Annotated in this window: 24 protein-coding genes and 1 tRNA gene; 4 read left to right on the top strand and 21 right to left on the bottom strand. The window is 65.8% G+C overall.

Going from position 1 to position 26,654, the window contains the following annotated elements; all coding sequences use genetic code 11:
• Window positions 1-271: 271 nt before the first annotated feature.
• The 6 genes from OLX02_RS16830 to OLX02_RS16805 are packed head-to-tail and all read right to left on the bottom strand — an operon-like array spanning window position 272 to window position 7,123.
• Entirely contained in the window at window positions 272-1,624 is a 1,353-nt protein-coding gene (locus OLX02_RS16830; RefSeq protein ID WP_264424744.1) for an aromatic ring-hydroxylating oxygenase subunit alpha, read from the bottom strand.
• 23 nt (window positions 1,625-1,647) lie between these two features.
• Window positions 1,648-2,199 (bottom strand): nuclear transport factor 2 family protein, encoded by a 552-nt coding sequence (locus OLX02_RS16825; RefSeq protein WP_264424741.1) that lies wholly within the window; start codon window positions 2,197-2,199, stop codon window positions 1,648-1,650.
• 4 nt (window positions 2,200-2,203) lie between these two features.
• The gene (locus tag OLX02_RS16820) at window positions 2,204-2,713 is read right to left on the bottom strand and encodes a nuclear transport factor 2 family protein (protein ID WP_264424739.1); all 510 of its coding nucleotides are present in this window, start codon (window positions 2,711-2,713) and stop codon (window positions 2,204-2,206) included.
• The gene (locus OLX02_RS16815) at window positions 2,710-3,252 is read right to left on the bottom strand and encodes a nuclear transport factor 2 family protein (protein ID WP_264424736.1); all 543 of its coding nucleotides are present in this window, start codon (window positions 3,250-3,252) and stop codon (window positions 2,710-2,712) included. Before OLX02_RS16815 ends, OLX02_RS16820 begins: the two co-directional genes overlap by 4 nt.
• The gene (locus OLX02_RS16810) at window positions 3,249-4,622 is read right to left on the bottom strand and encodes an aromatic ring-hydroxylating oxygenase subunit alpha (RefSeq protein WP_264424734.1); all 1,374 of its coding nucleotides are present in this window, start codon (window positions 4,620-4,622) and stop codon (window positions 3,249-3,251) included. The genes OLX02_RS16815 and OLX02_RS16810 overlap by 4 nt, the downstream gene beginning before the upstream one ends.
• A gap of 44 nt (window positions 4,623-4,666) precedes the next feature.
• Window positions 4,667-7,123 carry a TonB-dependent receptor gene (locus OLX02_RS16805; protein ID WP_264424732.1) on the bottom strand — a complete coding sequence of 819 codons (2,457 nt, stop codon included), beginning with the start codon at window positions 7,121-7,123 and terminating at the stop codon, window positions 4,667-4,669.
• 179 nt (window positions 7,124-7,302) lie between these two features.
• On the opposite strand from OLX02_RS16805, the gene OLX02_RS16800 reads away from it, so the two are divergent.
• Window positions 7,303-8,088, top strand: coding sequence for a TetR/AcrR family transcriptional regulator (locus OLX02_RS16800; protein WP_264424731.1), 786 nt, complete (start codon window positions 7,303-7,305; stop codon window positions 8,086-8,088).
• A gap of 11 nt (window positions 8,089-8,099) precedes the next feature.
• Here the strand turns inward: OLX02_RS16800 and OLX02_RS16795 are convergent, their stop codons facing one another.
• The 9 genes from OLX02_RS16795 to cpdR form a co-directional block, all read right to left on the bottom strand.
• The gene (locus tag OLX02_RS16795; RefSeq protein ID WP_264424729.1) at window positions 8,100-9,035 is read right to left on the bottom strand and encodes an SDR family oxidoreductase; all 936 of its coding nucleotides are present in this window, start codon (window positions 9,033-9,035) and stop codon (window positions 8,100-8,102) included.
• 273 nt (window positions 9,036-9,308) lie between these two features.
• Window positions 9,309-9,851, bottom strand: coding sequence for a VOC family protein (locus OLX02_RS16790; protein ID WP_264424727.1), 543 nt, complete (start codon window positions 9,849-9,851; stop codon window positions 9,309-9,311).
• Window positions 9,848-10,168: a hypothetical protein gene (locus tag OLX02_RS16785; protein WP_264424725.1), complete on the bottom strand. Its 321-nt coding sequence runs from the start codon at window positions 10,166-10,168 to the stop codon at window positions 9,848-9,850. The genes OLX02_RS16790 and OLX02_RS16785 overlap by 4 nt, the downstream gene beginning before the upstream one ends.
• The gene (locus OLX02_RS16780) at window positions 10,165-11,187 is read right to left on the bottom strand and encodes an NADP-dependent oxidoreductase (RefSeq protein ID WP_264424723.1); all 1,023 of its coding nucleotides are present in this window, start codon (window positions 11,185-11,187) and stop codon (window positions 10,165-10,167) included. Before OLX02_RS16780 ends, OLX02_RS16785 begins: the two co-directional genes overlap by 4 nt.
• Window positions 11,174-12,640, bottom strand: coding sequence for an FAD-dependent oxidoreductase (locus OLX02_RS16775; RefSeq protein WP_264424721.1), 1,467 nt, complete (start codon window positions 12,638-12,640; stop codon window positions 11,174-11,176). The genes OLX02_RS16780 and OLX02_RS16775 overlap by 14 nt, the downstream gene beginning before the upstream one ends.
• A gap of 78 nt (window positions 12,641-12,718) precedes the next feature.
• Window positions 12,719-13,996: an aromatic ring-hydroxylating oxygenase subunit alpha gene (locus tag OLX02_RS16770; RefSeq protein WP_264424720.1), complete on the bottom strand. Its 1,278-nt coding sequence runs from the start codon at window positions 13,994-13,996 to the stop codon at window positions 12,719-12,721.
• Window positions 13,997-14,014: 18 nt separating this feature from the next.
• The gene (locus tag OLX02_RS16765) at window positions 14,015-15,223 is read right to left on the bottom strand and encodes an aromatic ring-hydroxylating oxygenase subunit alpha (protein ID WP_264424718.1); all 1,209 of its coding nucleotides are present in this window, start codon (window positions 15,221-15,223) and stop codon (window positions 14,015-14,017) included.
• A gap of 503 nt (window positions 15,224-15,726) precedes the next feature.
• Window positions 15,727-15,801: transfer RNA gene (locus OLX02_RS16760), tRNA-Val, on the bottom strand.
• A 123-nt stretch (window positions 15,802-15,924) separates the two neighbouring features.
• Window positions 15,925-16,314, bottom strand: a complete 390-nt coding sequence (cpdR, locus tag OLX02_RS16755) for a cell cycle two-component system response regulator CpdR (RefSeq protein WP_264424756.1) — start codon at window positions 16,312-16,314, stop codon at window positions 15,925-15,927.
• 141 nt (window positions 16,315-16,455) lie between these two features.
• Between cpdR and OLX02_RS16750 the strand changes: the two genes are divergently transcribed.
• Window positions 16,456-17,445, top strand: a complete 990-nt coding sequence (locus tag OLX02_RS16750) for an N-formylglutamate amidohydrolase (RefSeq protein ID WP_413630357.1) — start codon at window positions 16,456-16,458, stop codon at window positions 17,443-17,445.
• A gap of 279 nt (window positions 17,446-17,724) precedes the next feature.
• Here the strand turns inward: OLX02_RS16750 and OLX02_RS16745 are convergent, their stop codons facing one another.
• Together OLX02_RS16745 and OLX02_RS16740 are read right to left on the bottom strand one after the other, a co-directional pair.
• Window positions 17,725-18,492, bottom strand: coding sequence for a SapC family protein (locus OLX02_RS16745; RefSeq protein WP_264424717.1), 768 nt, complete (start codon window positions 18,490-18,492; stop codon window positions 17,725-17,727).
• Between the two features lie 169 nt (window positions 18,493-18,661).
• A complete protein-coding gene (locus tag OLX02_RS16740) occupies window positions 18,662-20,086 on the bottom strand; it encodes an FAD-binding oxidoreductase (RefSeq protein ID WP_264424715.1) in 1,425 nt (474 codons plus the stop codon).
• 170 nt (window positions 20,087-20,256) lie between these two features.
• Here OLX02_RS16740 and OLX02_RS16735 point away from each other — a divergent pair, with 170 nt between their 5' ends.
• Both OLX02_RS16735 and OLX02_RS16730 read left to right on the top strand, forming a co-directional pair.
• Window positions 20,257-20,838 carry a hypothetical protein gene (locus tag OLX02_RS16735; RefSeq protein WP_264424713.1) on the top strand — a complete coding sequence of 194 codons (582 nt, stop codon included), beginning with the start codon at window positions 20,257-20,259 and terminating at the stop codon, window positions 20,836-20,838.
• A gap of 149 nt (window positions 20,839-20,987) precedes the next feature.
• Window positions 20,988-22,586 carry a DEAD/DEAH box helicase gene (locus tag OLX02_RS16730; RefSeq protein ID WP_264424711.1) on the top strand — a complete coding sequence of 533 codons (1,599 nt, stop codon included), beginning with the start codon at window positions 20,988-20,990 and terminating at the stop codon, window positions 22,584-22,586.
• A gap of 21 nt (window positions 22,587-22,607) precedes the next feature.
• Here OLX02_RS16730 and OLX02_RS16725 read toward each other — a convergent pair whose 3' ends face one another.
• The 4 genes from OLX02_RS16725 to OLX02_RS16710 form a co-directional block, all read right to left on the bottom strand.
• On the bottom strand, window positions 22,608-23,531 hold the full coding sequence (locus OLX02_RS16725) for a hypothetical protein (RefSeq protein ID WP_264424709.1): 924 nt from the start codon (window positions 23,529-23,531) through the stop codon (window positions 22,608-22,610).
• A gap of 63 nt (window positions 23,532-23,594) precedes the next feature.
• On the bottom strand, window positions 23,595-24,143 hold the full coding sequence (rsmD, locus tag OLX02_RS16720; protein WP_264424706.1) for a 16S rRNA (guanine(966)-N(2))-methyltransferase RsmD: 549 nt from the start codon (window positions 24,141-24,143) through the stop codon (window positions 23,595-23,597).
• Window positions 24,143-25,453: a pseudouridine synthase gene (locus OLX02_RS16715; RefSeq protein WP_264424705.1), complete on the bottom strand. Its 1,311-nt coding sequence runs from the start codon at window positions 25,451-25,453 to the stop codon at window positions 24,143-24,145. The genes rsmD and OLX02_RS16715 overlap by 1 nt, the downstream gene beginning before the upstream one ends.
• Window positions 25,454-25,498: 45 nt before the next feature.
• Window positions 25,499-26,644, bottom strand: a complete 1,146-nt coding sequence (locus OLX02_RS16710; protein ID WP_264424703.1) for an aromatic ring-hydroxylating oxygenase subunit alpha — start codon at window positions 26,642-26,644, stop codon at window positions 25,499-25,501.
• Window positions 26,645-26,654 lie beyond the last annotated feature (10 nt).

Raw genomic sequence — 26,654 nt, 5'->3', positions numbered from 1 at the left:
AAACCGGCAATCTCGCCGGTCTGGATATCAACGTGAAGGCGTTCCTCAAACTCTCGGATCACCTTCATCTGGCGATAGGCGCGCAATAGCGCCTCACGGCTCAGCTGCATCCTTCTCTTCCCTGTTCCTGGGGGCCCGCGGGCGTGACTGTTTCACATTGAAAGGGGGGCGCCTTCGCGGATCACGCGCGCCGCCCCCCTTTCGATTCCATAAAAATATAACGTCATGCAAATTTATGTAAAGGCGGCGGCGTGCGATCCGTCGCGGTCGCCTACGAAGCCTGGCCTTCCATCCACTTTTCCAGGTTTTCATGGAAGTAGCGCACCCGGCGCTCCTGCCAGGCGAGATAGTCGCGCTTATATCCGCGCGAGTGCAGGCCGCGCTGCTGCAAGCCCCATACCGAGACGTCCTGGTCGATGCCCGGACCCATCGAAACTTCGCCGACCTTGCCCTGCACGTGCGGCGCAGGGACCGAGACATCGACCCATTCCGCCATGCTCTGTGAATAGTAACGCTCGGTCCCGGCAGGGAACAGGGTCATGTACCACATGTCGAAGTAGCACTTCTCCGGATCGCTCTCGTGGGGGCGCGCCCGCAGCCAGATGTTGCCGTCGGGCTTGAGGCTGAACGAGAGGTTGGGGAAGATCGTGTAGTGCCAGTGATCGGTCAGCTGGTCGTCGTGGTAGGTGGAGAAATCGAAGCCCTTTTCCGCGCCCTTTTCGCGCTTGGCCTGCTGCAGCGCCTTGCGGATCTCCCCGGTGCGGCCACCCCGGAACTGCTCGGGATCAAGACCCCAGAACTCCAGTTCGTTGGCCAGCTGGGCCAGCGTCTCGTTCTCGCCCCCGCGCAACTGCTTGGTCGGCCCCGCGCCGGGCATCAGCATGCGCGCGTGGCCTTCGGGATAGAGGTCGAACTGGCAGTAGCTGTGCGAATACTCCATCACGAACTTGGTCTGCGGATGGACGAAGGGCACGTGGTAGCTCTCGTTGAAGTTGTCCTGCACCAGCTTCCAGTTGAAGTCGCCCTCGATCGTCACCCAGTGGGTGCGGACCATGCGGTCCATCGGATAAGTGTCGATCTGGTCGGCGATGGGACCCATGAACGTGCGCAGCGGCGCGGCGTCCTTGTCCATGTTGATCCACACGAAGCCGGCCCACAGTTCGCACGCGACCTCGACCATGTTGAGCTTGCCGCAGGGCGAGCCTTGCACGAAGTCGGCCTCCTCGGGCACGACCTTGAGCTTGCCCGCAAGGTCATAGGCCCAGCCGTGATAGGGACAGACGAGGCGCTTGGCATTGCCCTGTTCGCCCACCACCACGGGCATCCCGCGATGCTGGCAGACGTTGTAGAAGCCACGCACCTGGTTGTCCTCGCCGCGGACGCAGACGATCGTTTCAGGGCCGAAATCGGCGGTCAGCCAATCGCCGCGGTTAGCGATCTGCGCCTCGGTTCCGGCGATCTGCCAGGTGCGAGTCCAGATGCGGTCCCACTCGCGGTCTGCCCATTCCTTCGAGAAGTAGCGGTCGGGGGAGATCGGCGTGTTGCGGAACGGCGGGTCGGCCATTTTCGAGATGTCGGCCAGCGACGTGGCGCGGGCCTTGGGCGGGGCGGTGACATCGGTCATGGGCATCTCTCCTCGTTCGGTCTTCACTCGGCCGCGATGCGTTCGGGCAGCGCGGCGAAATGGCGATAGGAAGGATCGGCGGCCCCCCGCGCGCCGAAAGCGAAACCGGGCATCGCGGCGCGATCCCACATGTCGGTGGATGGTGCGGTGCTGCTCCAGTCATAGACGGCCCCGCGATGGGCGATGCGCCATTCGCCGCCGCGCCGCTCGAACCGGTCGAGATAGCGTCCTGCGGCGACCATGAAGCTGTCGCCTTGTCCGTCGCTGCCGGGAAGGCAGTGATGGGCGATGAAATACGCTTCGCCGTGCGCGACGTCGCCTTCGATTTCGACCAGTACATTGCCGATCACGTGCTGGGTGCGGCGCATCCCGGCGAGCACGTCCATCACCCAGGGCACGAAGTCGCTGGCGGTTCCCTTGAAGCTGCCGTGATCGTCGGTGGCATCGGGGTGGAACACCGCGCGCACGAGTTCGGCATCGCAGCGGTCGATCGCGCGGGCGAGCCGGTGAACCAGTTCGATGCAGTCCTGCTTGTCGAGCAGACGGGCAAGGCGTGGGTCGATCTCGGTGCTCATCGGGTCACTCTCCGGTCATGCTTGGGTCATGGGGCGCGCGGGCGCCGCGGCGGCGCAGTCCATCATAGAGCGGACCGTCCCACCGCGCGGTCGAAGGGCCGTTCCGGCTCCAGTCGAGCACGTAGCGGCGGTGGAGGATGCGCCATTCGTCGCCGCGCCGTTCGAGCCGGTCGAGATAGCGCCCCCCGACTTCCATTTCCTGCGGGCCGTCCGCGCTGTCCACCTCGTGCCAGGCGCGGCAGTAGGTTTCCGCCTCGGCGCTGGTGCCATCGATCTCGATGATCATGTTGCCCAGGAAATGCTGGGTTCGCCGCATCGCGGACAGCGCGGTGACAACATCGCCCGACCAGGCGAGCGCATCGACTTCGCCGCTGCCATAGTCGGCCTTTGCCTCGGGCCACCACACCGCGCGCAGCACCCCTTCGTCGCATCGGTCGATACCGCGGGCGTAACGGCAGAGCAGGTCGGCGATGGCCAGCCGGTCGGCTACCTGATCGGGACGGACCACGCTCATCGCACCCGCATCTCCGCGCGGCGGCAGCTGAGATCATCGGGCGCACGCTGCCCCCACGGGAAGGCCGCACTGCCGCCGGGCAGGTCGGCGGCCGGCTCGTTGCGCACCCAGTCCACCAGTTCGCTGCGGTGCGCGATCTTCCACGTTCCGCCGCGCCGCTCGTAGCGGTCCACGTATCGCCCGGCGACGAACATGTCGGTTTCGCTCCCGTCCTCTCCGGCCACGCGGTGGTGCGCCTGGAAATAGATTTCGCCGAAGGCGATGTCGGTGCTTTCGAAATCGATCCGCACTTGCCCGATCATGTGGTGGTTGGTCTTGTGCGGGGCGAGCACGCCCTGCGCGAAAGCGACAAAGCCATCCGCGTCGCCGCGATAGCCTTCGCCGTAGTCGGTCGTTGCGTCATCGTGGAACACCGACCTGTGCAGTGCCGGATCGAGCCGGTCCTGCGCGCGCATATAGTCGCACGCCAGGTCGTAGATCGCGTGCCACGAGGCGATGCGGTCGAGCGGGGTGAGGGGAGGGGCCGCGTCCATGGTCATGCCCGTGCCAGATAGTCGTCGAGAGTCTGATGAAAGCGCCGGATGCGAGCCTCCTGATAATTGCCCAGCGTCTGTCCGCGCTTGGCCGAAGCCTGGAAGCCGCGATACTGCATGGCGAGGTTGTCGGTGTCCTGATCGTAAACCGCGCCCAGGCCCGGGTCCATGCCGGGCGCGTCCGCATAGGATTCGTTGGCGCCGACCTGCACCGGCTCCGGCGGATGTTCAGGCGGGGTTCCCGGCGGCACCAGCTTCAGGAACACAAGGTCGAACAGCGTGCGCGACGGATCGCTGCCGATCGGCCGGAAGCGGTAGATCATGGGCAGCGAAACACCGGGAAACAGGCACATGTTGGGGAACAGGTGATACTCGATGGAATCGAGCGTCTCGCTGTCGGAATATGCATCCAGCGGCACCCCGGTTGCCGCCGCGATCCGGGCGCGGACCCGCTCGGCGGCATAGGAGCGGGCCGTGCGCCCTTCGGGTACGACGCCAGGTTCCACACGCATCTTGTCGTAGATTTCCTGCTCGGTCTGCGGCGTCTGGTAGTGCGGGCTGGGCACGCCGATGGTGTGGACGAAGCGCGTCACGTGGTCGCTGAAGATGTCATACTGGGCGTTCGCGTCGCTGGCCGTGGCAAGACCCTGCGTGTGCGTTTCATAGACATGGTAAGCCTCGAGAAACGCCTCCTGCGCGGCCTTCCAGTTGGTCGGCAGTTCCTTTTGCAGGTGCAGCGCGATGCGCCGGTCGGCGAGATCCCAGCGTCCTGTGAAGTGTTCGGCCAGTGGCCCCAACTGCTCGGCCAGCGGCGCGGCGGCGGGGTCGAGATTGACGAAGACGAAGCCGCCCCAGGTTTCCATCTTCACTTCGGGCAGGCGGTAGGCCTCGTCGCGCACATGGGGGAAATCCCAGCGGCACGGCACGTTGCCAAGCGCGCCGTCGAGCGACCAGCTCCAGCCGTGAAAGGGGCAGCGCAGTTCCTGCGCGTGGCCGGCGCTGTCCGATCGCTTGAGTTGGGTGCCGCGATGCAGGCAGGCATTGTGGTAGGCCTTGATCTGATCGGGCGCGCTCCGCACCACCAGGATCGAATAGGGGCCGATATCGTAGGTGACATAATCGCCCACGTCGGGGACGTGTTCCTCGCGGCAGACCCATTGCCACGTCCGCGCCCACATCCGCCCGAACTCCAGTGCCATGAAGTCGGGCGAGACGTAGCGGTCGTAGTCGAGATCGGCGTCGCCGCCGAAGCTATAGGCTTCCGCCACCAGCGCGGCGGGCACATCCTGCCCATCGGCCAGGATGATGTCCCGCGTGCTGGGGCCGGGGCACCGGGCATCGCCGGGGAGGGGCGGCATGGAGGATGCGATGTTCATCGGGCGTCAGATCCTTTCGCTGGTTGCCCCTCCCCGGTCCTTGCTCAGTAGCGGACGGTCACCTGCAGGCGCACCGTGCGCGGCATCGTGCCGTAGCCGAGCGTATCGCCGATCACGGCGTGGTTGGTGCCCGTTCCCGAACCGGTCAGCGGGGCGGTGCCGCCGCCGGTAAAGTAGAACTTGTTGGTCAGGTTCTTGCCCAGCACCGCGATCTGCCAGCGATCGTCGGCCGCGCCCACGCGGATGCCCGCGTCAAGCACGGCGTAGGCTTTCTGCCGGGTGGTCAGGTCGCCGAAGCCGGATCCGAGATAGGAACTGCTGGTCCGGGTATCGATGTTGCCACCCACCTTGAGCCCGCCGCTGACTTCGGTCTCGTAGGAGATGCCGGCCGTTGCGGTCCACTTCGGCGCGACTGCCGTGGGCTTTCCGCTCAGGTCTTGCCGGGGCTGGCCTTCGGGGCTGGTGAGCGAGCAGCCCGCAGCAATGCTCTGGCCCGAATAGCACGGCGCGATGAAGTTCTCGTACCGCGCGCGGTTGTAGTTGAGCGTGCCGTGGAGCGAGAGGCCGGGGACCCCGCGCGGCGCGTACTCGAGTTCGAGTTCCGCACCCTTTGTGCGTGCCGCGCCAGCGTTGTACGTGACGTAGGCGAAGATTTGCGCGTTGAAGTAGTCGATCTGGAGATCGGTGTACTTGAAGTTGTACAGCGTGAGGTTGGCGCGCAGCTGGCGGTCGAACAGCATGGTCTTGATGCCCGCTTCGAACCCGCGGCCCTTTTCGGGGTTGAACGCAAGGTCACGGGCGGGAGATAGCGCGAGCGCAGAGTTGATCGCGCTGTTGGAGAAGCCGCCGGACTTGTAGGCGGTCTTGTAGGCGCCATAGACCATCACGTCGGTCACGGGCTTCCAGCTCAGCGTCAGGTCGGGCGACCAGTCATTGAAGGTCTGGTCACCGTAAAGCGTGCCATTCACCGCCGCGCTCTGGGGCTTGAAGATGCCGTAAAGTGCCGGGTTGACGTAAGGCTGGGTGAAGGAACTGACCTTGGTCTCGTGCGTGTAGCGCACGCCCGCAGTCGCTTCGAGGTTCGGCAAAACCTTCCAGATGGCTTGTCCATAGGCAGCCCAGGTCTCGCCGTCGGTTTGCGAGTCCTTGTCATAGGCGATGTAGCGGTGCGCGTCGGATGCCGCCGAGTTCTCGATGTTGGCGAACATCACGGCCTGGTAGAACGTGCGCTTGGTCTTCTGGTAGAGGCCGCCGACCATCAGGTTCACCGGGGAATCGAACTTGGTCAGCGCGCGGAGTTCCTGGCTCAGCGCGTGGTAGCTGGAGTTTTCCGTCGCCCACACGCCGCCGCCCAGGAAGTCGCAATCGCAGGTGAACTTGTTGTTGTTCCAGTTATAATTGGTAACTGAGTTCAGCGTGACGTTGGGCAGCTCGTAGTTTACCGTTCCGGTTACCTGCCACGATTTGTAGAGGTTGTAGAGCTCGCCGTTGTCGCGCGCGTAAGGATATACCTTGGCGATATCGACCGGCATGTTGTTCTGGTGGATGGCGAAGCCGCCGTTGCACTTGTAGGCCGGGTTCAGGGTGGTCACCCCGGTGGGGCACTGCACCGCCACATAGTTCCAGCCGTTGCCGGTGGTTTCGTTGTAGCTGCCCGATGCCTTGAGCGTCATGGTCAGCCGCTCGTCAGGCGTATATTTCAGCGTGGCGCGGCCGATCAGTTCGCGCTCTTGCGGTTGGTTCGTCGCGGACGGTTCCGCGGTGTGCGCGTTGAGCGTCTTGGTGGCGATGTCATACGTCGGGTAGCTCTGCACGGTGGCGGAGTTCTTGTAATACCCGTCGAACATCTTCGATCCGCGCACGGCGAGGCGCAGGCCGAGCGTGTCGCTGATGGGCGTGGAATAGACCGCTTCGCCGTAGATCTGGTGGGCGTTGAACTCATACCCTGCGCGGGCCATGATCTCGCGCTCGCGCCCCGGATCGGCGGACGTCAGGCTGATAACGCCAGCGGTGGCGTTCTTGCCGTAAAAGAGCGCCTGCGGGCCTTTCAGGATTTCGACGCGGGCCAGGTCGAAAAAGCCTTCGTTGATGACGCGGCCCTGGCCGTAATAGACGCTGTCGACCACGATCGCGACCGATTGTTCGATGCCGATCGAGGTCGCCGACGAACCGATGCCGCGCAGCGTCAACTGCGCGCCCGCGCCGTTCGACGCGCGGGCAACGGTGAACTGGGGTGTCGCGGCGGCGATCTTTTCCAGGCTGGTAAGGTCGCGCTGCTGGACCACCTGCGCGCTGATCGCCTGAACCGATACGGGCACATCCTGCACGCTTTCATTGCGGCGGCGTGCGGTGACGACAATGTCATCGATGCCCGTGCTTGCACTTTCCTCCGACGCGTCGGCAGGCTTCAGGCTTTGCGCGTGGGCAGGCGCCGCGATGGCGAGCCCGGCGAGAGCCGATGTTGCAAGAAACAGGTGACGAGAGAGATTTCTGTGGCGCATGGGTCTCCTCTCCTTTGTTTATTCTTGTCGGACCCGTTTCTCCGAATCCGCACCCGTCTGCTGGCGGGATGTCATACGTGTATCAATTTTATAACCGCGCTCAACGAGAATATGCATCGCGTGCGCGTTTCTGGCGATGCTGGACATTTGTCCGGCAATAGTCGAAGATTGAGATGACCATGTCCCCCAACGACCGCCCCATTGGCAGAGCCCGAGAATCCGAGCTTCTCGACTTCCTCGACGCCCATCCGGACAAGCCGCTCGTCTATGTCAGCCCCCTGATCCTGGAGCGGCGGAAACGGCTGCTGCGCGTGGCGCGGCAGATGATTGCCGAGAAGGGGATCGAGAATTTCAGCGTGCGACAATTGTGCCAGCGTGCGCAGGTCGCCCAGCGAACATTGTACAACGCGTTTCACAACAAGGACCGGATGATCGCCCTTGCCATTCGTGAAGCGTTTGATGATTTCAACGACCATGTCCGGTATCGCACAGATGAAAACACGCTGCGCGGGATGCTTGACCGGACGATCGCCATCAATCGGCGCAACTTCAAGGTGCGCAACTATACGAAGGCGATCGTGTCGATCTATTTCGGGCATGGCACGCCGCGCGATGTCTGGGAGACATTGCGCGACATGTCCGTCGCCGGAGGGCGGGCCTGGCTTGATGCGATGGAGGAGCGGGGCGAGCTGCAATCCTGGATCAGCCCCGATCACTTCGTCACGACCATGGCCAATCTTCAATATGCCACGATCAATAACTGGACTCTGGGCCGGTTGAGCGACGAGGAATACATTCCGGCTATGGTGGAGCGGATGCTGCTGCTGATCATCGGTGCCGTCCGTTCGCCGGTGCGCGAGGAAGCGCAGGAATATCTGATGGACATCCGCCGCACGGGCAAGGAACCGCGCTTTCCCCATGCCACCTGGGGGCCTCCCGTCCCCACGGGGGACGGGGAGGCCTGAGCTCTTCCGGCTCAGCCCGCTGGCGGTCGGGGCGCGTTGGTATTGCGCCAGTCCTGCCGCTTGGCCCAGTCGGCGAAGGTTTCCAGTTCCACCGGGATACGGCGCTGCATTTCCTCGGTATCCACCTCGAAGGGACGCGTCGGGGCGTTGACGTTGTACTCGTAGAAGCGGCCGATCTGTTCCGCCGTGGCGTCCTGCTCCTCCTTGGTCATCGCATCGCCATAGGCATTGGCGAGGTAGCGGCCGAACTCCTGCGGCGAGCAGGCATCATAGCGCACCTCGCGCCCCACGGCGCTGCTCAGCGCTTCGGCGAGCTGCGGCGGGCGCAGCCGTTCGGGGCCGCCGATGTTCATCCAGGCGCCTTCCATGTCGGGCCGGTCGAGCGCGTGGATCATGATCCGCGCCACGTCGTCCAGACTGATCCAGTTGGCTTCGGTGGTCGGCTTGTGAGCATAGACGAAGCGGCCCTCGTTGACGATGAACGGGCGCGCCCAGTTGGTCAGCAGGTTGTCCATGAACAGCACCGAACCGAACACCGTGGCGCCTACGCCGCTGCGGAACAGTGCGTTGATGCCGGCGGTGTTGCCCGCATAAGTGTGCGGATCGCCGGGGCGGTCGGGGATCCAGCTTGATGTGTTCCAGACCACGCGATTGACCCCGGCTGTCTTGGCCGCCCGGCCGACCGCTCCGGCAATCGACGCGCGATCGGCACGGGCGCGCAGCGGGTGGGTATGGAACACCGCCTCGGCGCCCTCGAACGCGGCCACGAGCGAGGCCTCGTCATAAAGATCGGCGGGCACCACCTCGACTGTCTCGGGCTGCGGTTCGCCATAAAAGGGATCGGGCGAGCGCGAGATCGCCCGGACGGCAAAGCCCGCTTTCACCAGTTGGCGAACTTGCGCTCCACCCTGGCGCCCGCTCGCGCCGATTACTGCCACTGTTCGCATTCCGCATTCTCCTTCCCAATGCGGCTCGTTGCCCGCTGTAACGCATCGGCAGGGGCCGGTGCGGGATGGCCGCGTCGTTGATCGCAACCCAGCTGCCGGGTCGCGATACAAAGATAGTGCGCGATATACTTTTCAAGCGCAAGGCGATTGTGGCCGGGAGCATGGGCGAGTGCCTGGCGCGCAAAGAGAAACGGCAGCCGCAATGCGACCGCCGTTTTGCGTATGCGTTGGTCTTCTCGGGATGGGTGGCGCCGGTGAGGCGTCTCCGCTGCGTTAGCGTCCGCGGATCGGGTCGCCGCCGTCCCATGTCCGGTGCGCTTCCCGCATCATGGCGAAGCCGCCGCGCCCTGCCTCGCCGATCTGCAGGTATTCCATGACGGTGCCCGGCCCGCCACCGGTATCGACGTATATCACCGCGCCGGCGCCGCCGGGCAATTCGCCCTCCTGAAGCACGCTGCCGCCCTGTGCGGCAACGCGCCGCCGCGCCTCGGCGATGTCATCGACCAGCACACACATGTGCTGGACGCCCTCGTGCCCCGCGGCGCGCCATTCGGTGTACATCGACGGCGCATCGTTGTGCTGGCGGATCAGTTCGATCTGGATATCGCCGAGGTACCCCAGTGCCATCGAGAAATCGATATCGCTGGGCTGCCCGCGAAACTTCACGTTCTCCAGCTTGACGTGCGACATCTCGAAGAACGGACCCGCGCCCAGCGAGAGCCAATATGCCAGTGCGGCGTCATAATCGGCGGGGCAGTAGGAAAGCTGCATGATCGGCCCCAGCGCGGCGAGGCTGTCCGACTGCGTGGGGATCATGCCCGGCCCTCCGGCACCCAGGCGGCCTGCACGCCGAAGACCACCGTTTCGCGCTCGATCGCGGCGGCAAGTTGCTGGGCGATGTCAGCAAATCGCGCGTGGCTGCGCAGGGCGGCCAGGCCGCGCTGATAGGCGCCGAGATCGGGCAGGGTCCATACATCGATGGCGGTATGAAGTCGTCCGCTGATCTGCTGGATGGCGGTGACGAGATGCCAGCCCTCGGCCTCGACGATGCCGACCAGTTCGGTCATCGCGGCTTCGAAATGGGTGGTATCGATCGCGCGGAGTTCCAGCGTCGATTGCATATAGACAGTCATGCTTGTTCTTCTCCGTGGTCCAGCCGCAGGAGCTGCTTGCCGACGTTCGCGCCGGAAAACAGGCGCATCAGCGTGCGCGGTGCGTTGTCGAAGCCGTGCTGCACATCCTCGCGCGCGATCAGACGCCCTTCGGCCAGCCAGCCGGCCATGCGCCGGCGCCCCTCGTCGAACAGCGCTTCGTGATCGTGGAGGATGAAGCCGCGCATCGTGGCGCGCTTGAACACAAGGTTGAAGTAGTTTTCCGGCCCGACCGGCATGCCCCCGGTTTTCGAACGCGAGATCCCACCGCAGATCACCACGCGCGCGCGCATCGCCAGATGGCCTAGCAGGGTGTTGAGGATCGTGCCGCCAACATTGTCCCACACCACATCGATGCCGTTGGGGGCATGGGCCGCGACCTGCGCCGCGAAGTCCGCCGCGCGGTAGTCGATCGCGGCGTCCAACCCGTATTCCTCGACCAGCATCCGGCACTTTTCCGGGCCACCGGCCACGCCGATCACCTGGCAGCCGCCTATCCGCGCAATTTGCGCCACGACCGATCCGACCGCGCCCGCGGCACCGGTGATCATCACCGTGTCGCCGGGAAATGGCTGCCCGATGGCCTTGAACCCGCAGTAGGCGGTCAGCCCGACGAGACCGAGCACGCCGAGATCATCCGAAGGCCGTGCGGGGTTGCTGACCGGCCGCAGGTCCGAAGCGGGGAGGGCGGCATAGTCCTGCCAGCCGAGCGGTCCGACGACCTGCATTCCCGGCGAAAAGCCGTCCGCACGGCTTTCGATGACCGTGCCCACGGCGGTGCCGCGCATCACATCGCCGATCTCTGTCCGCGCGACATAGCCGCCGATGTTCTCCATCCAGCCCTTCATCGCCGGCTCGAATGCCAGCAGGTCCACGCGCACCAGCACTTCGCCCGCCTCCGGTGCGCGCGCCGGAACCTCGTCACTGGCGAAGTCGGCCTCGGTAACGTCGCGCCCCACCGGACGTCCGGCGATTTTCCACTGCCGGTTACGCAGTTGCATTGGCTGTCTTTCCTTCGCTCATCGTCAGATCCTCTGTCCGTGCGGCGGCTTCGCGCCCGGCGACCCGTCCGAAGAACGATCCCGGTCCAAGGCTCAGCCCGCTGGCGTATTCCTTGCCCGAGCGCGGGATGTGCGCGGCGCAAGCCCCTGCCGCATAGAGACCGGGGATCGGCCGGCCATCCGCATCGAGCACGCGCGCGTGGGCGTCGGTGTCGATCCCGCCAAGCGAGATGTAGCGATAGGTCGACCGGTCGAACGAGATGTCGAACACGGCATAAGGCGCCTTGTCGAGCGGCTTCAGCCACGGCGGCTGCTTGTGGAAGGCGCTGTCCTCGCCTTGTGCGGTATCGTGGTTGTACTGCGCTATCGTCCGGTCCAACGCCCCTTCGGGCAGGCCCAGCGCAGGACCGATGTCCCCGATCGTCTCGAAACCGTCGACAAGGGTGTGGCCTGTGCTTTCGCCGGGGTAGGCGAAGATCTCGCTGTCGACGATCAGCCACGCCTTCTGGTCGGGCTGTTCCATGATGAAGCCTGCGAGCCGGCCATGATAGGAATCCTCAGCCACGAAACGCTCTCCGCGCGCATTGACCACGATGCCCTTGATGAGGTCCTCTGGCGGGTAGAGCGACGCGGTGGCGATCACGCCGTCCATCGCCGCCAGCGCGCCGCCCACCGCTTCCGCCAGCGCCAGCCCCGCGCCATCGTTGGAGGGAATGCCGAGCGGCTCGCTCGTTGCACTTAGCCGCGTGAGCCACCGGCGGACCAACGCGGGATTGTTGGTGAAGCTGCCGGTGGCGACGATCACGCCGCGCCGCGCGGCAATGCGCTGTTTCGGTGCGTCGGCTGCCTTGGCTACCACGCCCACGACAGTGCCCGATGCGTCGGTGATGAGTTCGCTCACCGCGGTATCGAACTCTGCTGCAATGCCTTCAGCCTCGCACTGCGCCAGCAGCGCGCGCATAGCGGACAGGCCGCCGTTGACCTCGTCGCTGCGCGCCTGGTGACCGCGCGGCACGGGCTTTGCCTCGTCCTTGAACGGCCAGATCTTCTCGTTGCCGGTGGTCAGCAGGCAATCGGCGTTCTGGAGATAGACGGCCTTGCCCGAAAATCCGGTGCGGGTGAAAGGCACGCCCTGCGCCTCTAGCCAGTCGAAATGGTCGCGTGCGCCCTCGGCGAACGTGCGGATCACGGCATCGTCGGGGTGCGAGGTGCTGGCCCTGAGGAAGCGATACAGGTTCTCGGCGGTGTCGGTATACCCGCACGCCTCCTGCACCGGCGTGCTGCCGCCAAGGTAGAAGATTCCCTGCGATAGGGCGCTCGCCCCGCCGCCGGCGGACGCACGCTCCAACACCAGAACATCGGCGCCCGCACGCTTTGCCTCGAGCGCGGCGCAAGCGCCAGCAATGCCCAGGCCGATGACGATGACATCGACCTGCCTATCCCAATTGGCCATGGTTCTCTCCCGGTTGGCCCGGCGATTGTTGCCGTTGTGGTATGGCTGCGGTGGCCCGATAAGGCCCCCGCGCGCCGTTCATTCCGCGGCGTGTTCCAGGGCCATTTCCTCGAGCCGCGGATCATTGGGCATGATCCATTCGGGGCCGATGGCAGGCGCCACGCGCAGTTCGGGAGGGATGTTCTCGCTACCGATCAGCGCGTCTGCCGCCTGGTGCCAGTGATAGATGCGCGCTTCCTGGTAGCTCAGCGGTACGCCGGCGAAACCATAGGATTCCTGGCTCTTCTGGATCCACACGCCAAACTCGGTGTCCTCGCGCAGGACGCTGTCGAGATAGGTGATGGTCTTGTCCCAGTAGTCCGGCCGTGGTCCTTCGCCCCAATCGGGGCCGAACCACCAGACTTCCATTTTCGAGCGGTTCAGACCGTTGGGCCAGAAGTTGAGCACGAAATACCCGGTGGGGGAAAGGGGCGAAACCCAGTTCGGAAACAGATTGTAGGACTGCGTGCAGGTCCGGCCGATCTCGCCCACGCTGTCGAATTGCAGCTTCTCGACGCCGTCGACCTTCGCGGCCTTGTAGCTCGATCCTTCGCTGCCGTCCCAGCCCGGCGCCACCATGCGGCCATGGCCGTGCGGGTAGAACGAATTGACATTGCGGCGATGATCGAGGCCCACCGCGACCGTCGTGGGATGGATGTTGGGAACATGGTACACTTCCATGTTCGCCTCCATTGCGATCTTCCAGTTGCAGTCCAGGTCCCACACCTGGCGATCGACCAGGCGGATCGCATCGAAGCGGAACTCTTCCCATTCGCCGGCAATCGTGCCGATCCATTCTGCAAGGCTTGGTCCGTCTTCGGAGAAGTTGACGAAAACCAGCTTGCCGAAGCGTTCGCAGCGCACGCGCCGCAGCGAGCGGCACGACATGTCGAGGTCGGCGAAATCCTCGGGATCGCGTATCGAGCGCAGCTCGCCTTCGTCGTCATAGACCCAGCCGTGGTACTTGCACGCCAACCGCGCGCTGCGCCCACTTTCCTTGGTGACGACGGGCGCGCCGCGATGGCTGCACGTGTTGTAGAAGGCGTTGATCTCGCCCGAGCGGGCGTGGACGAGCACGATCGGCTGGCCGGCCATTTCCCACAGCTTGAAGCAGCCGTGGCGTGGGATTTCGTCCATGTGCGCGGCCAGCAACCAGCTCTTGCGCCAGAGATGCTCGCGTTCCAGCGCGGCAAAGCGCGGGTCGGTGTAACGGCCACCGGGAAGGTCGGGCAGGGCGGGAAAGTCGCGGGGCGGCGCCTTGCGCCCCGCTTCATATTCCATCAGCGCCCTGAGCTTGGCGATTTCGGCGTGCTCCATGGACTTTCCCCCTTGCGATCAGGCGACGGCTTCGGCGCGGGCCGGGAACAGCGAGGACAATTCGTCGTCAGAGGCGGCAATGATCCGGTCGGTCCACTTGTGGAAGGCCTGCGCGCCGCCCTCGTTGCGGCCGAACAGGACATGGTCGAGCGTGCCGTGGTCGAGTGCTCGCTGCTGGCGCAGGCCGGTGTCGTAGTCCTCATCGCGGACCACGACTTCGAGGAAGGCGAACTGCTCGTGCGCGGCGGCTTCCTGTTCGGCGCTCGGCTTCTTCTCCATCAGGTAGATCTGCCGGGTCCAGGATTCGCCCACCGTTTCGCCCGGCAGCAGTTGGGAGATCATCACCCCGCGGCCACCGCCGTTGAAGCTGGCGATCGAGATGCAGGGGAAGATCGTCCAGACCCCGTTGAGCACAAGGTCGTCGGTCCATTGCTCCTCGGGCTTCGAGCCCAGTTCGCGCGCGGCGCGATCGGGCGCGACAAGGCGCTGGTGCGGACCCCAGGCGTGATAGTGCGCGCGGTTGCCAAGCTGGCCCGACGCATTGAGCGTGTCCTTGTGCAGCACCGGCAGGTGATAGAAATCGAGATAGCCGTCGTAGGCGATCTTCCAGTTGGGACCGCGCAGGACCCGGCTGGAAAACAAATGCCAGTCCTTGAAGTTGAAAGCTTCGAGAAGGGCATCGTAGCCGCACAGGAAGTCATCGATGTCGAGCTTGAGATCGGGATCGACGCTTCCGAAGATCAGCCCGGCGCGCTCGGCCACCGGCAGGGCCTTGAGGCTGAGGCAGGACTTGTCGACCTCGCCGAAGTCTGCCGCGCTGGCAATGGCGAGCAGTTCGCCGTTCTGGCCGAACGTCCACCCATGATACGGGCAGGTGAAGCGCCGTGCGTTGCCGGTGGGGGCGGTGGCGACGTTGGTGCCGCGATGGGTGCAGCTGTTGATGAACGAGCGCACCTTTCCATCCTGGCCGCGCGTCAGCAGCACGGGCACGCCGGCCACATCCATGGTCTTGAAATCGCCGGGGTTGGGCAGTTCGCACGAAGGCGCGAGCATCAGCGGCAGCCGGTGGAAGATGCGGTCCACCTCAAGCTTGAATCGTCCCGGGTCGGTATAGTTGGATGCGGGTACCTTCAGAACCTCGTCGACGAGTTCGTAGGTGTTATCGCGCGCGTGCTGCACACTGTGACGCATGATCCGCGCGATGTCGGGGTTTGCCATGGCTGTCATCGCTATCTCCCAAAAGTAGTTCGCGTGATACGTTGTTTGCCGACGGGCCGTCAATGGATTCTTGGCGCGGGCAGTGATGAGCGACTCCGTGTCAATTTTGGGGATTGCAGCCGTGGTGAATGTCGGCGGGGGGCAGGCCTTCGATCAGCAGGCCATGCCGCTGGCGGGCTGACAATGCGATCAGCGCGACATGAGAGGGTGGGCACCGGAACTGTGTGCAAGACAGAGCCGAGCCGCCATCCTCGTGCAATTCAAAAGCAATAGTATTGCCTGCGGGCACCTAAGGCGGCGGCGCCCTTCGATGGGCGCTGTTGTCCGCTCGTTGGCAGTCGGAGGCAGGATACCTGCCGAGGCTGGAATGGGTATCTACCCGCAACGGGGGGCGTTTCACCTGCCTTGGGCAGGCACGTGATAAGGGGGCGAGGCAAATGCGCCCAGCCTGATCTTCCGCGTGAAAGCCGCGGGATCGCCAATAAAAAACCCCGCCGAAGCGGGGTTTTCGATGGTGGGCGTAGCAAGGATTGAACTTGCGACCCCTACGATGTCAACATAGTGCTCTACCACTGAGCTATACGCCCGCACCATCGAACGTCCCGATCGGGAAGGTTGCCCTTTCCGCTGCGGGAGGCAGCCCATTAGCCGGGGCTTGCCCCCTCCGCAAGAGGGCTTTTTCGGTTTTTATGCTGTCGGCTTTCGCGCGTTCAAACCAGCGGCCGGCCGCCCCCGGCCATCGGCGTGTCGGCGAAGACGCGCTCCACTTCCAGCACCAGGTCGCGCAGGTGGAATGGCTTCGACAGGACGCGGGCCTGCGGGGCCTCGCGATTCGCCTTGAGCGTCACCGCGGCAAAGCCGGTGATGAACATGACTTTGGTGCGGGGGCTGATTTCGGCGCAACGCTGGGCCAGTTCGATGCCGTCCATCTCGGGCATCACGATGTCGGACAGAAGCAGGTCGAAATGCTGCGATTCGAGCAGCGGAATCGCAGCCGTACCGCGATCGACCGAGGCCACCTCGTAACCCGCATTTTCAAGCGCGCGCGCGAGGTAGGTGCGCATCGCCTCTTCGTCTTCGGCCAGCAGGATCCGGATCATGGTCACCTTCAGTTGTGCATCTTGCGGTTCGTCCGCCCGGTCGGGGGCGGATGGCTCGAACGGCAGTCCATACACTGCATCCGGTTAAGAATCTTCGGCGATTCCCGTTCCCACTTTCCTGCCGGGTGACGCATTTTTGACATGGCGGGCAAACCCATGCAGCGTGAGCGGATGCACGAGGCGGGAGCACCATCGGCTGATTCGATGATCGTCGAGGGGGGCGAAGTCCCCGGCCACCCCGGCACTCCGGCGTTCACGCTGACCCGGCCGGAACCCACGGCCATTCCCGTGGTGATTGCGGTGCCGCACGCGGGCCGTGCCTATGCCAACACGCTGCTGGAACGGATGCGCCACCCCACGTTTGCCGCGCCGAGGCTGGAGGATCGCTACGTCGATCTGCTGGCGACCGACGCCGCGCGGCGGACCGGGGCAGCGCTGCTGATCGCCCACGCGCCGCGCGCGATGATCGACCTCAACCGCGCGCCTGACGATGTCGACTGGGAGATGGTGGGCAGCCCCCCGCCGGACGCCTCGGCCCATCGTGGCGGCGGTGTGATGCGCCGCGCGCGCAGCGGGCTGGGACTGGTGCCGCGGCGCCTGCCGGGCCTTGGCGAGCTGTGGAAGCGCCGGCTGGAGCGACACGAACTCGACGACCGCATCGCCTCGGTCCACGTTCCCTATCATGCGATGCTCGCGCAGACGCTGGCCGACGTGCGTGACCGGTGGGGTGTGGCGCTGCTGATCGACCTGCACTCGATGCCGCCGCTCTCCGCACGCAGCGCGGGGGAAGTGCCGCCCGAATACGTGATCGGCGACCGCTTCGGCGCGGCGTGCGACGGTGGGCTGGTTTCCACCGTGTTTTCCTATTTCGCGCAGTGCGGGCGGCAGGCGGCGCACAACCGGCCCTATGCCGGCGGCTATGTGCTGGAACGCCACGCGCGCCGCTCGGACGGCATCCATTGCCTCCAGATCGAGATCGACCGCACCAGCTATCTCGATTCGCGCATGGCCGAGCCGGGACCGGGCTTTGGCGCGACGGCGGACATCGTCACCGGGCTTGTCCGGCGCATAGCCGACGATGTTGCGGAGATGGGGCGCGACCGCCAGCGCTGGCGCGCGGCCGCCGAATAACCGCCCTTTTCCGGGCGATTGCCTCAGGCCCAAGAAAAAACCACCTGGAGACGAACTCCAGGTGGCCAAGGTTCAGGGAGGAGGTGCACGAAGTGCACCAGTCACACCGGGCCATGAGGGGAGCACCGGCGCAACAAACAAAAGATAGGTTAGCCTCTGAAACCGCGCAAGAGGTTTCGCATGAAATTTGCGACACCTGCTCTTAAGGTCAGCGCATATGGAAAAGGGCGCCCCGGCATGGCCGGAGCGCCCTTTTCGATAGTTGGCAGCGGGGTTCGATCAGGCCGGGGTCGGGATCGGACCCTTGCCCTGCTCAACCTGCATCCCGAACACGACGCTCATCAGGTCGAGCGAGAAGATGTGCGCATAGAGTAGCGGCAGCAACCCGCTCTGCGCCCAGCCGCGCAGCACGTCGCCGCGCACGTCGCGCAGCTTGTTCTGGTCGATCATCTGGAAACCGCGATAGACATACGGCTGCTCGACGCCGGGCTGCTGGATGGCAGCTTCGCCTTCCATCAGCAGGCCGTGCTTGACGATTTCGTCGATGAACTGCTGGGTGCGCTGGCCGGCCTGCTCGAACTGCTCGCAGAACTGCAGCACGCCCTTGGTGGTCTCGGTCGGCTGGTCTTCGGCGAACAGCGGGCCGCCTTCCTCGAACTCACCGATCAGCTCGCTCGACGGATCGAAGCACAGCGAAAGCTCTTCGCTCTGCGGGTTGAGCTTGGCCAGCATGAACGGATAGCGGCGTGCGTAGGCGGGCAGGTACACGGTCGGCGAGACATTGCCTTCCGCATCGACGAACACGTTGATGCCCTCGTTCAGGCCCATCAGCGCCAGCGGCACGGGGTTTTCGCCGGAGGCGAACACGATCGGGTAGTGGCGCGCCGCCTGCGGGAATTCCTCGGCGGTCAGCGGAACTGCGTGCTGGCGCGAAAGCCACGGCGCCTTGCCGGTGCCGCGCACGTGCCAGCCGGCATGATCGCGCGTGTTGAGCGGCATCAGGTCGTTGTAGAACAGGGGCAGGTTGGCTTGCGGCGCGCTGGCCATTGTCACTCTCCGAAAAACTGGGTCGCATCAGCGCGCGCTGGGCGTGCTTTCCACGGGAACCGCGGCTTTAGGGATTCGGCAAAAGGGTGGCAAGGCCACCTGCAACACGGCTGTCACACTGGAGGCAATCTTCTTGCCCGTTCCGGTCAGATCCTTTTGCGGGTGCCGGTCAGATCAGCTTTCCGGGATTCAGCAGCCCCTGGGGATCGAGCGCGTGCTTGACCGTGCGCAGGATGCCCAGCGCCACCGGATCGCCCAGCCGTGCCAGTTCGTCGCGCTTCAGCTGGCCGATGCCGTGTTCGGCCGAGATCGAGCCGCCCCACTGCGTGACGAGATCGTGGACCATGCGGCTGATCGCCTTGCCGTCGCCTTCCTGCCAGGCCTGCGCATCCACGCCTTGGGGCGCGATGACGTGGAAATGGATGTTGCCGTCGCCCAGGTGGCCGAAGCCGACTGCGCTGGTGCCGGGCCACGCGGCCTCGATCACGGGCACGCTGGTTTCGACGAAATCGGGCATCTTCTCGACCGCGACCGAAATGTCGTGCTGCACGGCAGGGCCGCGCGCGCGTTCGGCCGACGGGACCGTCTCGCGGATCTGCCAGAACTTTTCGGCCTGCGCCTCACTCGCGGCGATTGCGGCATCTGCGACAAGGCTCTGCTCAAACGCACTTTCCAGCAGTTCCTGCGCGAGGCCGGGCAGGGCCTCCGCTCCGCAAGCATCGGCGACCAGTTCGATCAGCACATGCCAGGGATGAGTGCCTTCCACCGGCACGCGGATGCTGGGCAGGTAGTCGCGCGTGGCCGTCACTGCGTGATGAGGCATCACCTCGAAGCCCTCCAGCGCTTCACCCGCGACCCGCTCGGCATGGAGCAGCAGCGCGCGCGCGGCATGGAGCGAGGCGACGCCCGCCCACAGCACCTGGCGCGCCGCCACCGCCGGTTCCAGCTTGAGCGTGGCGCCGGTGACGACGCCGATGGTGCCTTCCGATCCGATCAGCAACTGCTTGAGATCGAAGCCCCGGTTGTCTTTCTTCAGCGGGGTGAGCTGGTTCAGCACCTGCCCGTTGGCCATCACCGCTTCCAGCCCCAGCACCAGCGCGCGCATGGATCCGTGGCGCAGCACCTGCGTGCCGCCGGCATTGGTGGAGATCAGCCCGCCGATGGTGGCCGAACCCTTGCCTCCGAGTGACAGGGGGAAGCGCAAGGCCTCGCGCTCGGCCGCCTCATGAAGCACTTGCAGGATCACGCCGGCCTCGCAGGTGGCGGTGCGGCCTTCGGCGTCGATGCGGCGAATCGCGTTCATCCGGCGGAGCGTGAGCAGCACGGCGTCACCGCTTTCATCGGGCGTGGCGCCGCCCGACATCCCGCTGTTGCCGCCCTGCGGCACGATCGGCACCCCATGCTGGCTGCAGAGCTTCACCAGTGCTGCGACTTCGGCCGTGCTGGCCGGCGACGCCATCGCCAGCGCGCGGCCGGTAAAGCGCCCGCGCCAGTCTGTGAGCCACGGTGCCATCGTGTCCGTGTCGCTTGTCAGTCCCTTGGAGCCAAGGATGTCGGCGGCGGCGGCGAGGAAGGCGGAGCGGTCGATCGGCATGGTGTTTCGGCTATGCCCCGCCACGGCCCAGGGCAATTCATTTTTACGCAAAGTCGGGTTAAGCGGGCGTTCAACCGCTGCCGCTAACGGGAGAGGGGACTGGCGGTCGTGTCTGGCGCACGGGGCGGGCAGGCGGCATCAGGGATAGGACAAGCAGGCATTCGCGTGTGATGAGCAACCTTGCCACATTCCTGACCGCGATCGCGCTGGCCATGCCGGGGGCGGTGCCGCCGGCCGCGTCTCCGCTATTGCCGGGCGCCGCGCAGGATGAGCTGTGGCAAGCCGCCGTCGAGCCCGAGGGCGTGCCCCTGCTGCCCAAGATGATGGGCGAGGGCGCTTTGGCCGATATGAGCGACCCGCTGTCGGACGATACCTGGAATCAGGTGCGGATCGAGCAGCGGCTCGTCATCCGCATTCTGCCGCCGCGCCCCGCGGGGCGGGATACCCTGCAGATCCCTCCGCAGCCGAACACCATCCGGTTCCGCGAACGGAAGATGGCCAACTGCCTGCCGGTGCTGGGCATCGCCGGGGTCCAGCCCACCACCGACAGCCGCCTGCTGCTGTTCATGCGCGACCGGCGGATCGTGGGTGCCAGCCTCGACAAGCAATGCAGCCCGCGCGATTTCTACATGGGTTTCTATGTTCAGCAGACGCAGGACGGGATGCTCTGCGTGGGGCGCGATTCGATCCATTCCCGCTCCGGATCGACCTGCACCGTCAGCCGCATGCGTGAACTGATCCCCGGCGAGTAGATTCGCTGCGCGGTGAGTGCGGATCCTGCGCGCATTCCTTGACTTGGCGGCCCATTCGGCATAGCGGCTGCGCGGTAGCCAGCGCGCCAAATGTGCCGGCAGTTGTGCGCGATCGTTTTTAGCGTCGCCTATTTCGGAACAAGCCCTGCATGAAGTTTGCCGACCTCGGCCTCTCTGACGAATTGCTGAAGTCGGTGACGGATGCTGGCTACGATGAGCCGACTCCGATCCAGGCGCAGGCAATTCCCTCGGTTCTGATGATGCGCGACCTGATCGGCATCGCCCAGACCGGCACCGGCAAGACCGCCGGCTTCGTGCTCCCGATGATCGACATTCTCGCGCACGGCCGCCGCCGTGCGCTGATGCCGCGCTCGCTGATCCTCGAACCGACGCGCGAACTCGCGGCGCAGGTGGCCGAGAACTTCGAGAAGTACGGCAAGAACCACGACCTCAAGATGGCGCTGCTGATCGGCGGCGTGCAGATGGGCGACCAGATCAAGGCGCTGCAGGACGGCGTCGACGTGCTGATCGCCACGCCGGGCCGGCTGATGGACCTGTTCGAGCGGGGCAAGATCCTGCTCACGGGTTGCGAACTGCTGGTGATCGACGAGGCCGACCGGATGCTCGACATGGGGTTCATCCCCGATATCGAGACGATCTGTTCCAAGCTGCCCACCACGCGCCAGACGCTGCTGTTTTCGGCGACGATGCCGGCGCCGATCAAGAAGCTGGCCGACCGCTTCCTGTCGAACCCGAAGTACATCGAGGTGGCGCGTCCGGCTTCGGCCAACATCAATATCGTGCAGCACAAGGTGCGCGTCCCCAGCCGCGCCAAGCGCGAGATGCTGCGCCATCTGCTGCGCACCGACAACGTGACCACCGCCATCGTCTTCGCCAACCGCAAGACGACCGTGCGCGAGCTGGCCAAGAGCCTGAAGAGCCACGGCTTCTCGGCGGGCGAAATCCATGGCGACATGGACCAGTCGGCCCGCAACGCCGAACTGCAGAAGTTCAAGGACGGCGAAATCAACATCCTTTGCGCTTCCGACGTCGCCGCGCGCGGCCTCGACGTGAAGGGCGTCAGCCACGTGTTCAACTTCGACACGCCGTGGCACCCGGATGACTACGTCCACCGCATCGGCCGTACCGGCCGCGGCGGGGCGACCGGCCGTGCTTTCACGCTGGTGTCCGACGAGGACGCCGAGGCGATCTCCAATGTCGAGAAGCTTACCGGCGGCAAGATCCCCGAGTTGAAGGTCGATCTCGACTCGCGCGACGATCGTCCCAAGCGCGGCAGCCCGCGCAGGGATGAAGCCGGCGAAGAAGATCAGGCCGAGCGCAAGCCCCGCGCCCGGAGACAATCGCGCGAGGAGCCGGCACCCCGCAAGGAGCGCGCTCCGCGCAAGCCTCGCGAGGAACAGGCTCCCCGCGACGAGCAGGCTCCGCAGGAGGAGCAGGCACCGCGTGAGGAACGTGCCCCGCGTGAGGCGCGCGCACCCCGCGAGCCGCGTGCCCCCCGTGAGGAACGCGCTCCGCGTGAAGAACGCACGCCTCGTGAAGAACGTGCTCCGCGTGAAGAACGTGCTCCGCGTGAAGAGCGTGCTCCGCGCGAGGAACGTGCGCCGCGTGAAGATCGCCGGCCGCGTCCGGAGCGTTTTGTGGAAACCCACAGCGAGCTTCCCGCCGAACCAGGCGCGTGGAATGGTCCCATTCCAGGGTTCCTCCACGTTTCCGCCCTGGTCGACTGACGCCGTGGGCGCGGTCGCGCCCTAGGCCGGATAGAGCGCCGCGTGCTGCTCGGCGTAGAGCGGGTATGATTCCTTCATGATCGCCGAGTTGAGCAGCATTTCCGCGACGGCGGCGGTGCTGCCGGGGCGATAGACGCGGCTCTTGACCCACATCGATTCGGTACGCCGGCTTCCCGAAAGTCCCACGATCTCGCGCTCGATCTCGTAATCGGCGCCAACTTCCAGCGGGCCGTCGATAAGGCGGATTTCCTGGTCGGCGAACAGCCCCACGTGCGGCCCGCGCACCGCAAATCGATCCTCGCCCGCCTTGTGCTGGATCAGCACGCTGATCATTTCGAGCGGGATCGCCGTCTCGAAGCGCGGTGATGGCTCGGTCATCCGCAAGCGCTTCTGGGCCAGCGTGAAGGGGTAATACTGCCCCATGTGATCGTCCGCGGCCATGCGCACCGGGATGCGCGGGGACACCATGCCAACGTGGACATCGCGCAGGATCACGGGGTCGGCCAGCCGGGAAAGGCCGGCAAGGCGCGCTTCGAGCGCCGTCGGTCCGTTGTCCCGGCCCACCTCGATGCTGCCGACGAGGATCTCGGTGCCGTCCTCGCGCTCCATCCGCACGGCGGCGCGGTCCGGCGTGGCCGGATCTGTCACGATGAGTGCGCGCACCTGCTCTCCCTCGAACACCGGCGCGCGGAAATGGACCGAGATGCAGCCCTCGCGGAACCAGCGCTCGCCCCACAGTTCGTAGGCGAGCGGCTCGAACTGGGTGAAATGGGTGGGGCCTTCGATCGTGCCGCCCTTGAAGCCCAGTTTCTGCGCGGTGGCGTCGTCATGGATCGAGGCGTGGCCGTCGTAGCTCTGTTCCGAGAGCATCTGGCGCGGTGACCGCCATGGCCCCGCGAGCGTGGCGCCGTCGCGCGTGACGGGCGTGTCGAAAGGGTGGGTCATCGCTAGCCTCTCCATCTTTCGGGAGAGGCTAGGGCGCGGATGCGATGTTGGGAAGGGGGCGGTTCAGCCCGCCGCGCGCAGCAGGGTGATCCGCGCCTTGCCCACCTTGCGGTCGGCATCGACGTCGCAGGTGCGCACCTGCGGCACCTCGTTGGCGGCCGTTTCGAGGCAGATCCAGGTCGCCGGGCCGATCCAGCCGAGGCGCATCAGCTTCTCGATGGCGACGGCACCCGCCCCGGTCAGGTAGGGCGGGTCGAGGAACACGAGATCGAGCGCTTCCTTCACCGGTCCCAGCGACAGCACCGACGAGGCGCGCACGTCGCAGCGGTCCTGCGCCTGCAGTGCCGCGATGTTGGCGCGGATGGCGCGCACCGCTGCCGGATCCTGTTCGACGAACATGGCGCTCGCCGCCCCGCGTGACAGCGCTTCAAGGCCGAGCGCGCCCGATCCTGCGAACAGATCGGCCACTTTCAGCCCCTCGAAGCTGCCAAGCCGGCTGACCAGCATCGAGAACAGCGTCTCGCGCGTGCGATCGGCGGTGGGGCGCGTCGTGTCACCCTGGGGCGCCTGCAACTTGCGGCCGCGCCATTCGCCAGCGATGATCCGCAGCATCAGGCGGGCTTCCTCGGCTTGCGCGGGCCGGTCGGTTTGCCCGGACCCGTCGGCTTGCGAGGCCCTGTGGGCCGCGCACCGGCTGGCTTGCGACCTTCGGGCCGTGTGCCACCGGGCCTCCCGTGATCGGGTCTATCGCCGCGTGGCCTGTCGCCATCGGGCTTGCGGGCGTCCGATCGCGGACCACCGGCGCGAGGCGTGCTCGGCCGCTCGTCGGGCCGGCCACCGCGTCCCCGGCGACCGCCGGGCCGGCGGGTATCCAGTTCCTCGCGTTCCTCGCGGATGCGGGTCGCAGGCTTCCGCGGACCCGCCTTGTGGGGAGCGGCGTTGCTGCCGGGCGTTTCGGCGCGGGCCGGGCGCGGGGCACCCGTTCGGGAAGAATCCGCGCGGCCAGTGTCCCGTGAGGTGGGGGCGCGGCGGCCGGTATCCCGAAAACCGGCATCACGGCGGCTCGCTTCCGGTCGGCCGGCGGCCTCTGGGCGATCACCCTCGGGGCGAGCGGTGCGCACCGCGGTGGTGCGAGGCGCCTTCGGCACCACCGGCTTGTCCAGCTTGAAGTCCTTGAGGAAACGCTCGACGATCTTGTGCGGCACTTCCTCGGCCGCGCCGCGCGGCAGTTCGCCAAGGTGGAACGGGCCGTAGGCGAGGCGCAGCAGGCGCGAGACCTGCAAGCCGAGGTGTTCGAGCACGCGACGCACTTCGCGGTTCTTGCCCTCGGTCAGGCTCATTTCGATCCACTGGTTGCGCCCGGTGCGGCGCTCCATGTTGGCGTTGATCGAACCGTAGCGGATGCCCTCGATCTCGATGCCCTCGCTCAGCGCTTCAAGCCGGTCCTGCGAGATGTCGCCGAAGGTGCGCGCGCGGTAGGTGCGCGGGATGCCGGTGGAAGGCAGCTCCAGCGCGCGCTTCAGCTCGCCATCGTTGGTCAGCAGCAGCAGGCCCTCGGTGTTGAGGTCGAGCCGGCCGACGGGCATCATCCGGGGCGTGCCTTCGGGCAGCGCATTGCGCAGCGCGGTGTAGATCGTGGGGCGGCCCGTGGGATCGCGCTCTGCTGTGATCAGGCCGGAAGGCTTGTGGAACATGAAGATGCGCGTGGCCTGCGCTGCGCCGATGGGCTTGCCGTCCACGGTCACGCCGGCCAGCGTTGTCAGCACCGTGGCGGGGGTGGTGAGCACCTCGCCGTTCAGGGAGACGCGGCCCTCTTCGATCAGGCGTTCGACTTCACGGCGCGAGGCGACGCCTGCGCGCGCGAGAAGCTTGGCAATGCGGTCGCCTTCGCGGGGGCTGTCGGTGGTGTTTTCGGGGGGCATTCCTGGGCCTTTACGCGAGGGCGGGGCATCCGTCACCCCACCATGTCAGGCGCTTTCGGCCATCTGTTCCGCGCAGATTTCATGGAAGGCGCGGATGCCCGCTTCCAGGGTGCCGAGCGTGAGATCGTGGACCGCGCCGCTGGCAAGGCCCTGCTGCCCCAGCGCCGCCGCGCGGAAGTCCTCCGTGCCGAACACGCGGCCGTCCAGAAGATCCCAGCTGCGCTGCCAGTGATCGCGTGCCTTGTCGTCCGCCGGTGCTTCGGGGATCAGCATGAAATCCTCGACCAGCGTGTGGTCGACCGCGCGCGGCATGATCGTCATCAGGTTCACGTAATCCGGGCTGACCACCACCACCGTCGCCGGAAACAGCTGGTAGGCGAACGTACCCAGCCGGCGCAGCTGGGCCCAATCCGTCAGGTCTACGCCTTCGAGTTCGGCGGCGCGGCAGACCAGCGAGCGTTGATGCGGGCCGATGCGGTCGCCGGCGGTCACCCCGTCCTTGAAGAACGGGCCGATCGACCCCGCGTGAAGGCGCGCGACGTGGTAGCTTTCCAGGAAGGCGTCCATGATCAGCTTCCAGTTCGCGGCCACGGTGTGCGTGCGGCGCGCGAACAGGTGATGACCGGCAAGGCCGATGGCGGCGAAGTCCTTGCCCACCGCGGTCGCATCGGTGAAATCGGCGGCGATGGGAGAAAACCAGATCAGCCCGCCCGATTCGTGGCTGGGCAGCTCCATCAGATTGTGCGCTTCCTTGTGGAGTCCGGGGAAAGTCTCGGGCCGGGGAAGGGCGAGCAGGCGTCCGTCGGTGGCATATGTCCAGGCGTGATAGGGGCAGACCATGCGCGGAGCGCACACCATGTCCGCGCCTTCGACCAGTCGCGTGCCGCGATGGCGGCACGCGTTCATGAATACATGGGCCTTGCCCTCGCTGTCGCGCGTGAGCAGAAGCGGGCGGCCACTGGCATCGTGCGGCAGCACCATGTTGCATTCCGGAAGCAAGGCTGACGGCGCAATCACCTGCGGCAACCTGTCGAACAAGCACGATTTCTCGCGCGCCCAGTGCAGCGGATCGACATAGGCTGCGGCCGGCACATGCGTTATCGTCGTGGTCTCGCGCACTTCGCCATTGGCGATCCGCTGCGCGAGCGCGAGCTGCCCCTTCGTGGGGTGGGAGGCGATGGTGCCAGACATCGGGCGATCC

The sequence above is a fragment of the Novosphingobium sp. KCTC 2891 genome (assembly GCF_025938155.1).
GTDB lineage: Bacteria > Pseudomonadota > Alphaproteobacteria > Sphingomonadales > Sphingomonadaceae > Novosphingobium.
Note: the sequence above shows the minus strand (reverse complement) of the source record. Positions and strands in the feature narration are given on the sequence as shown.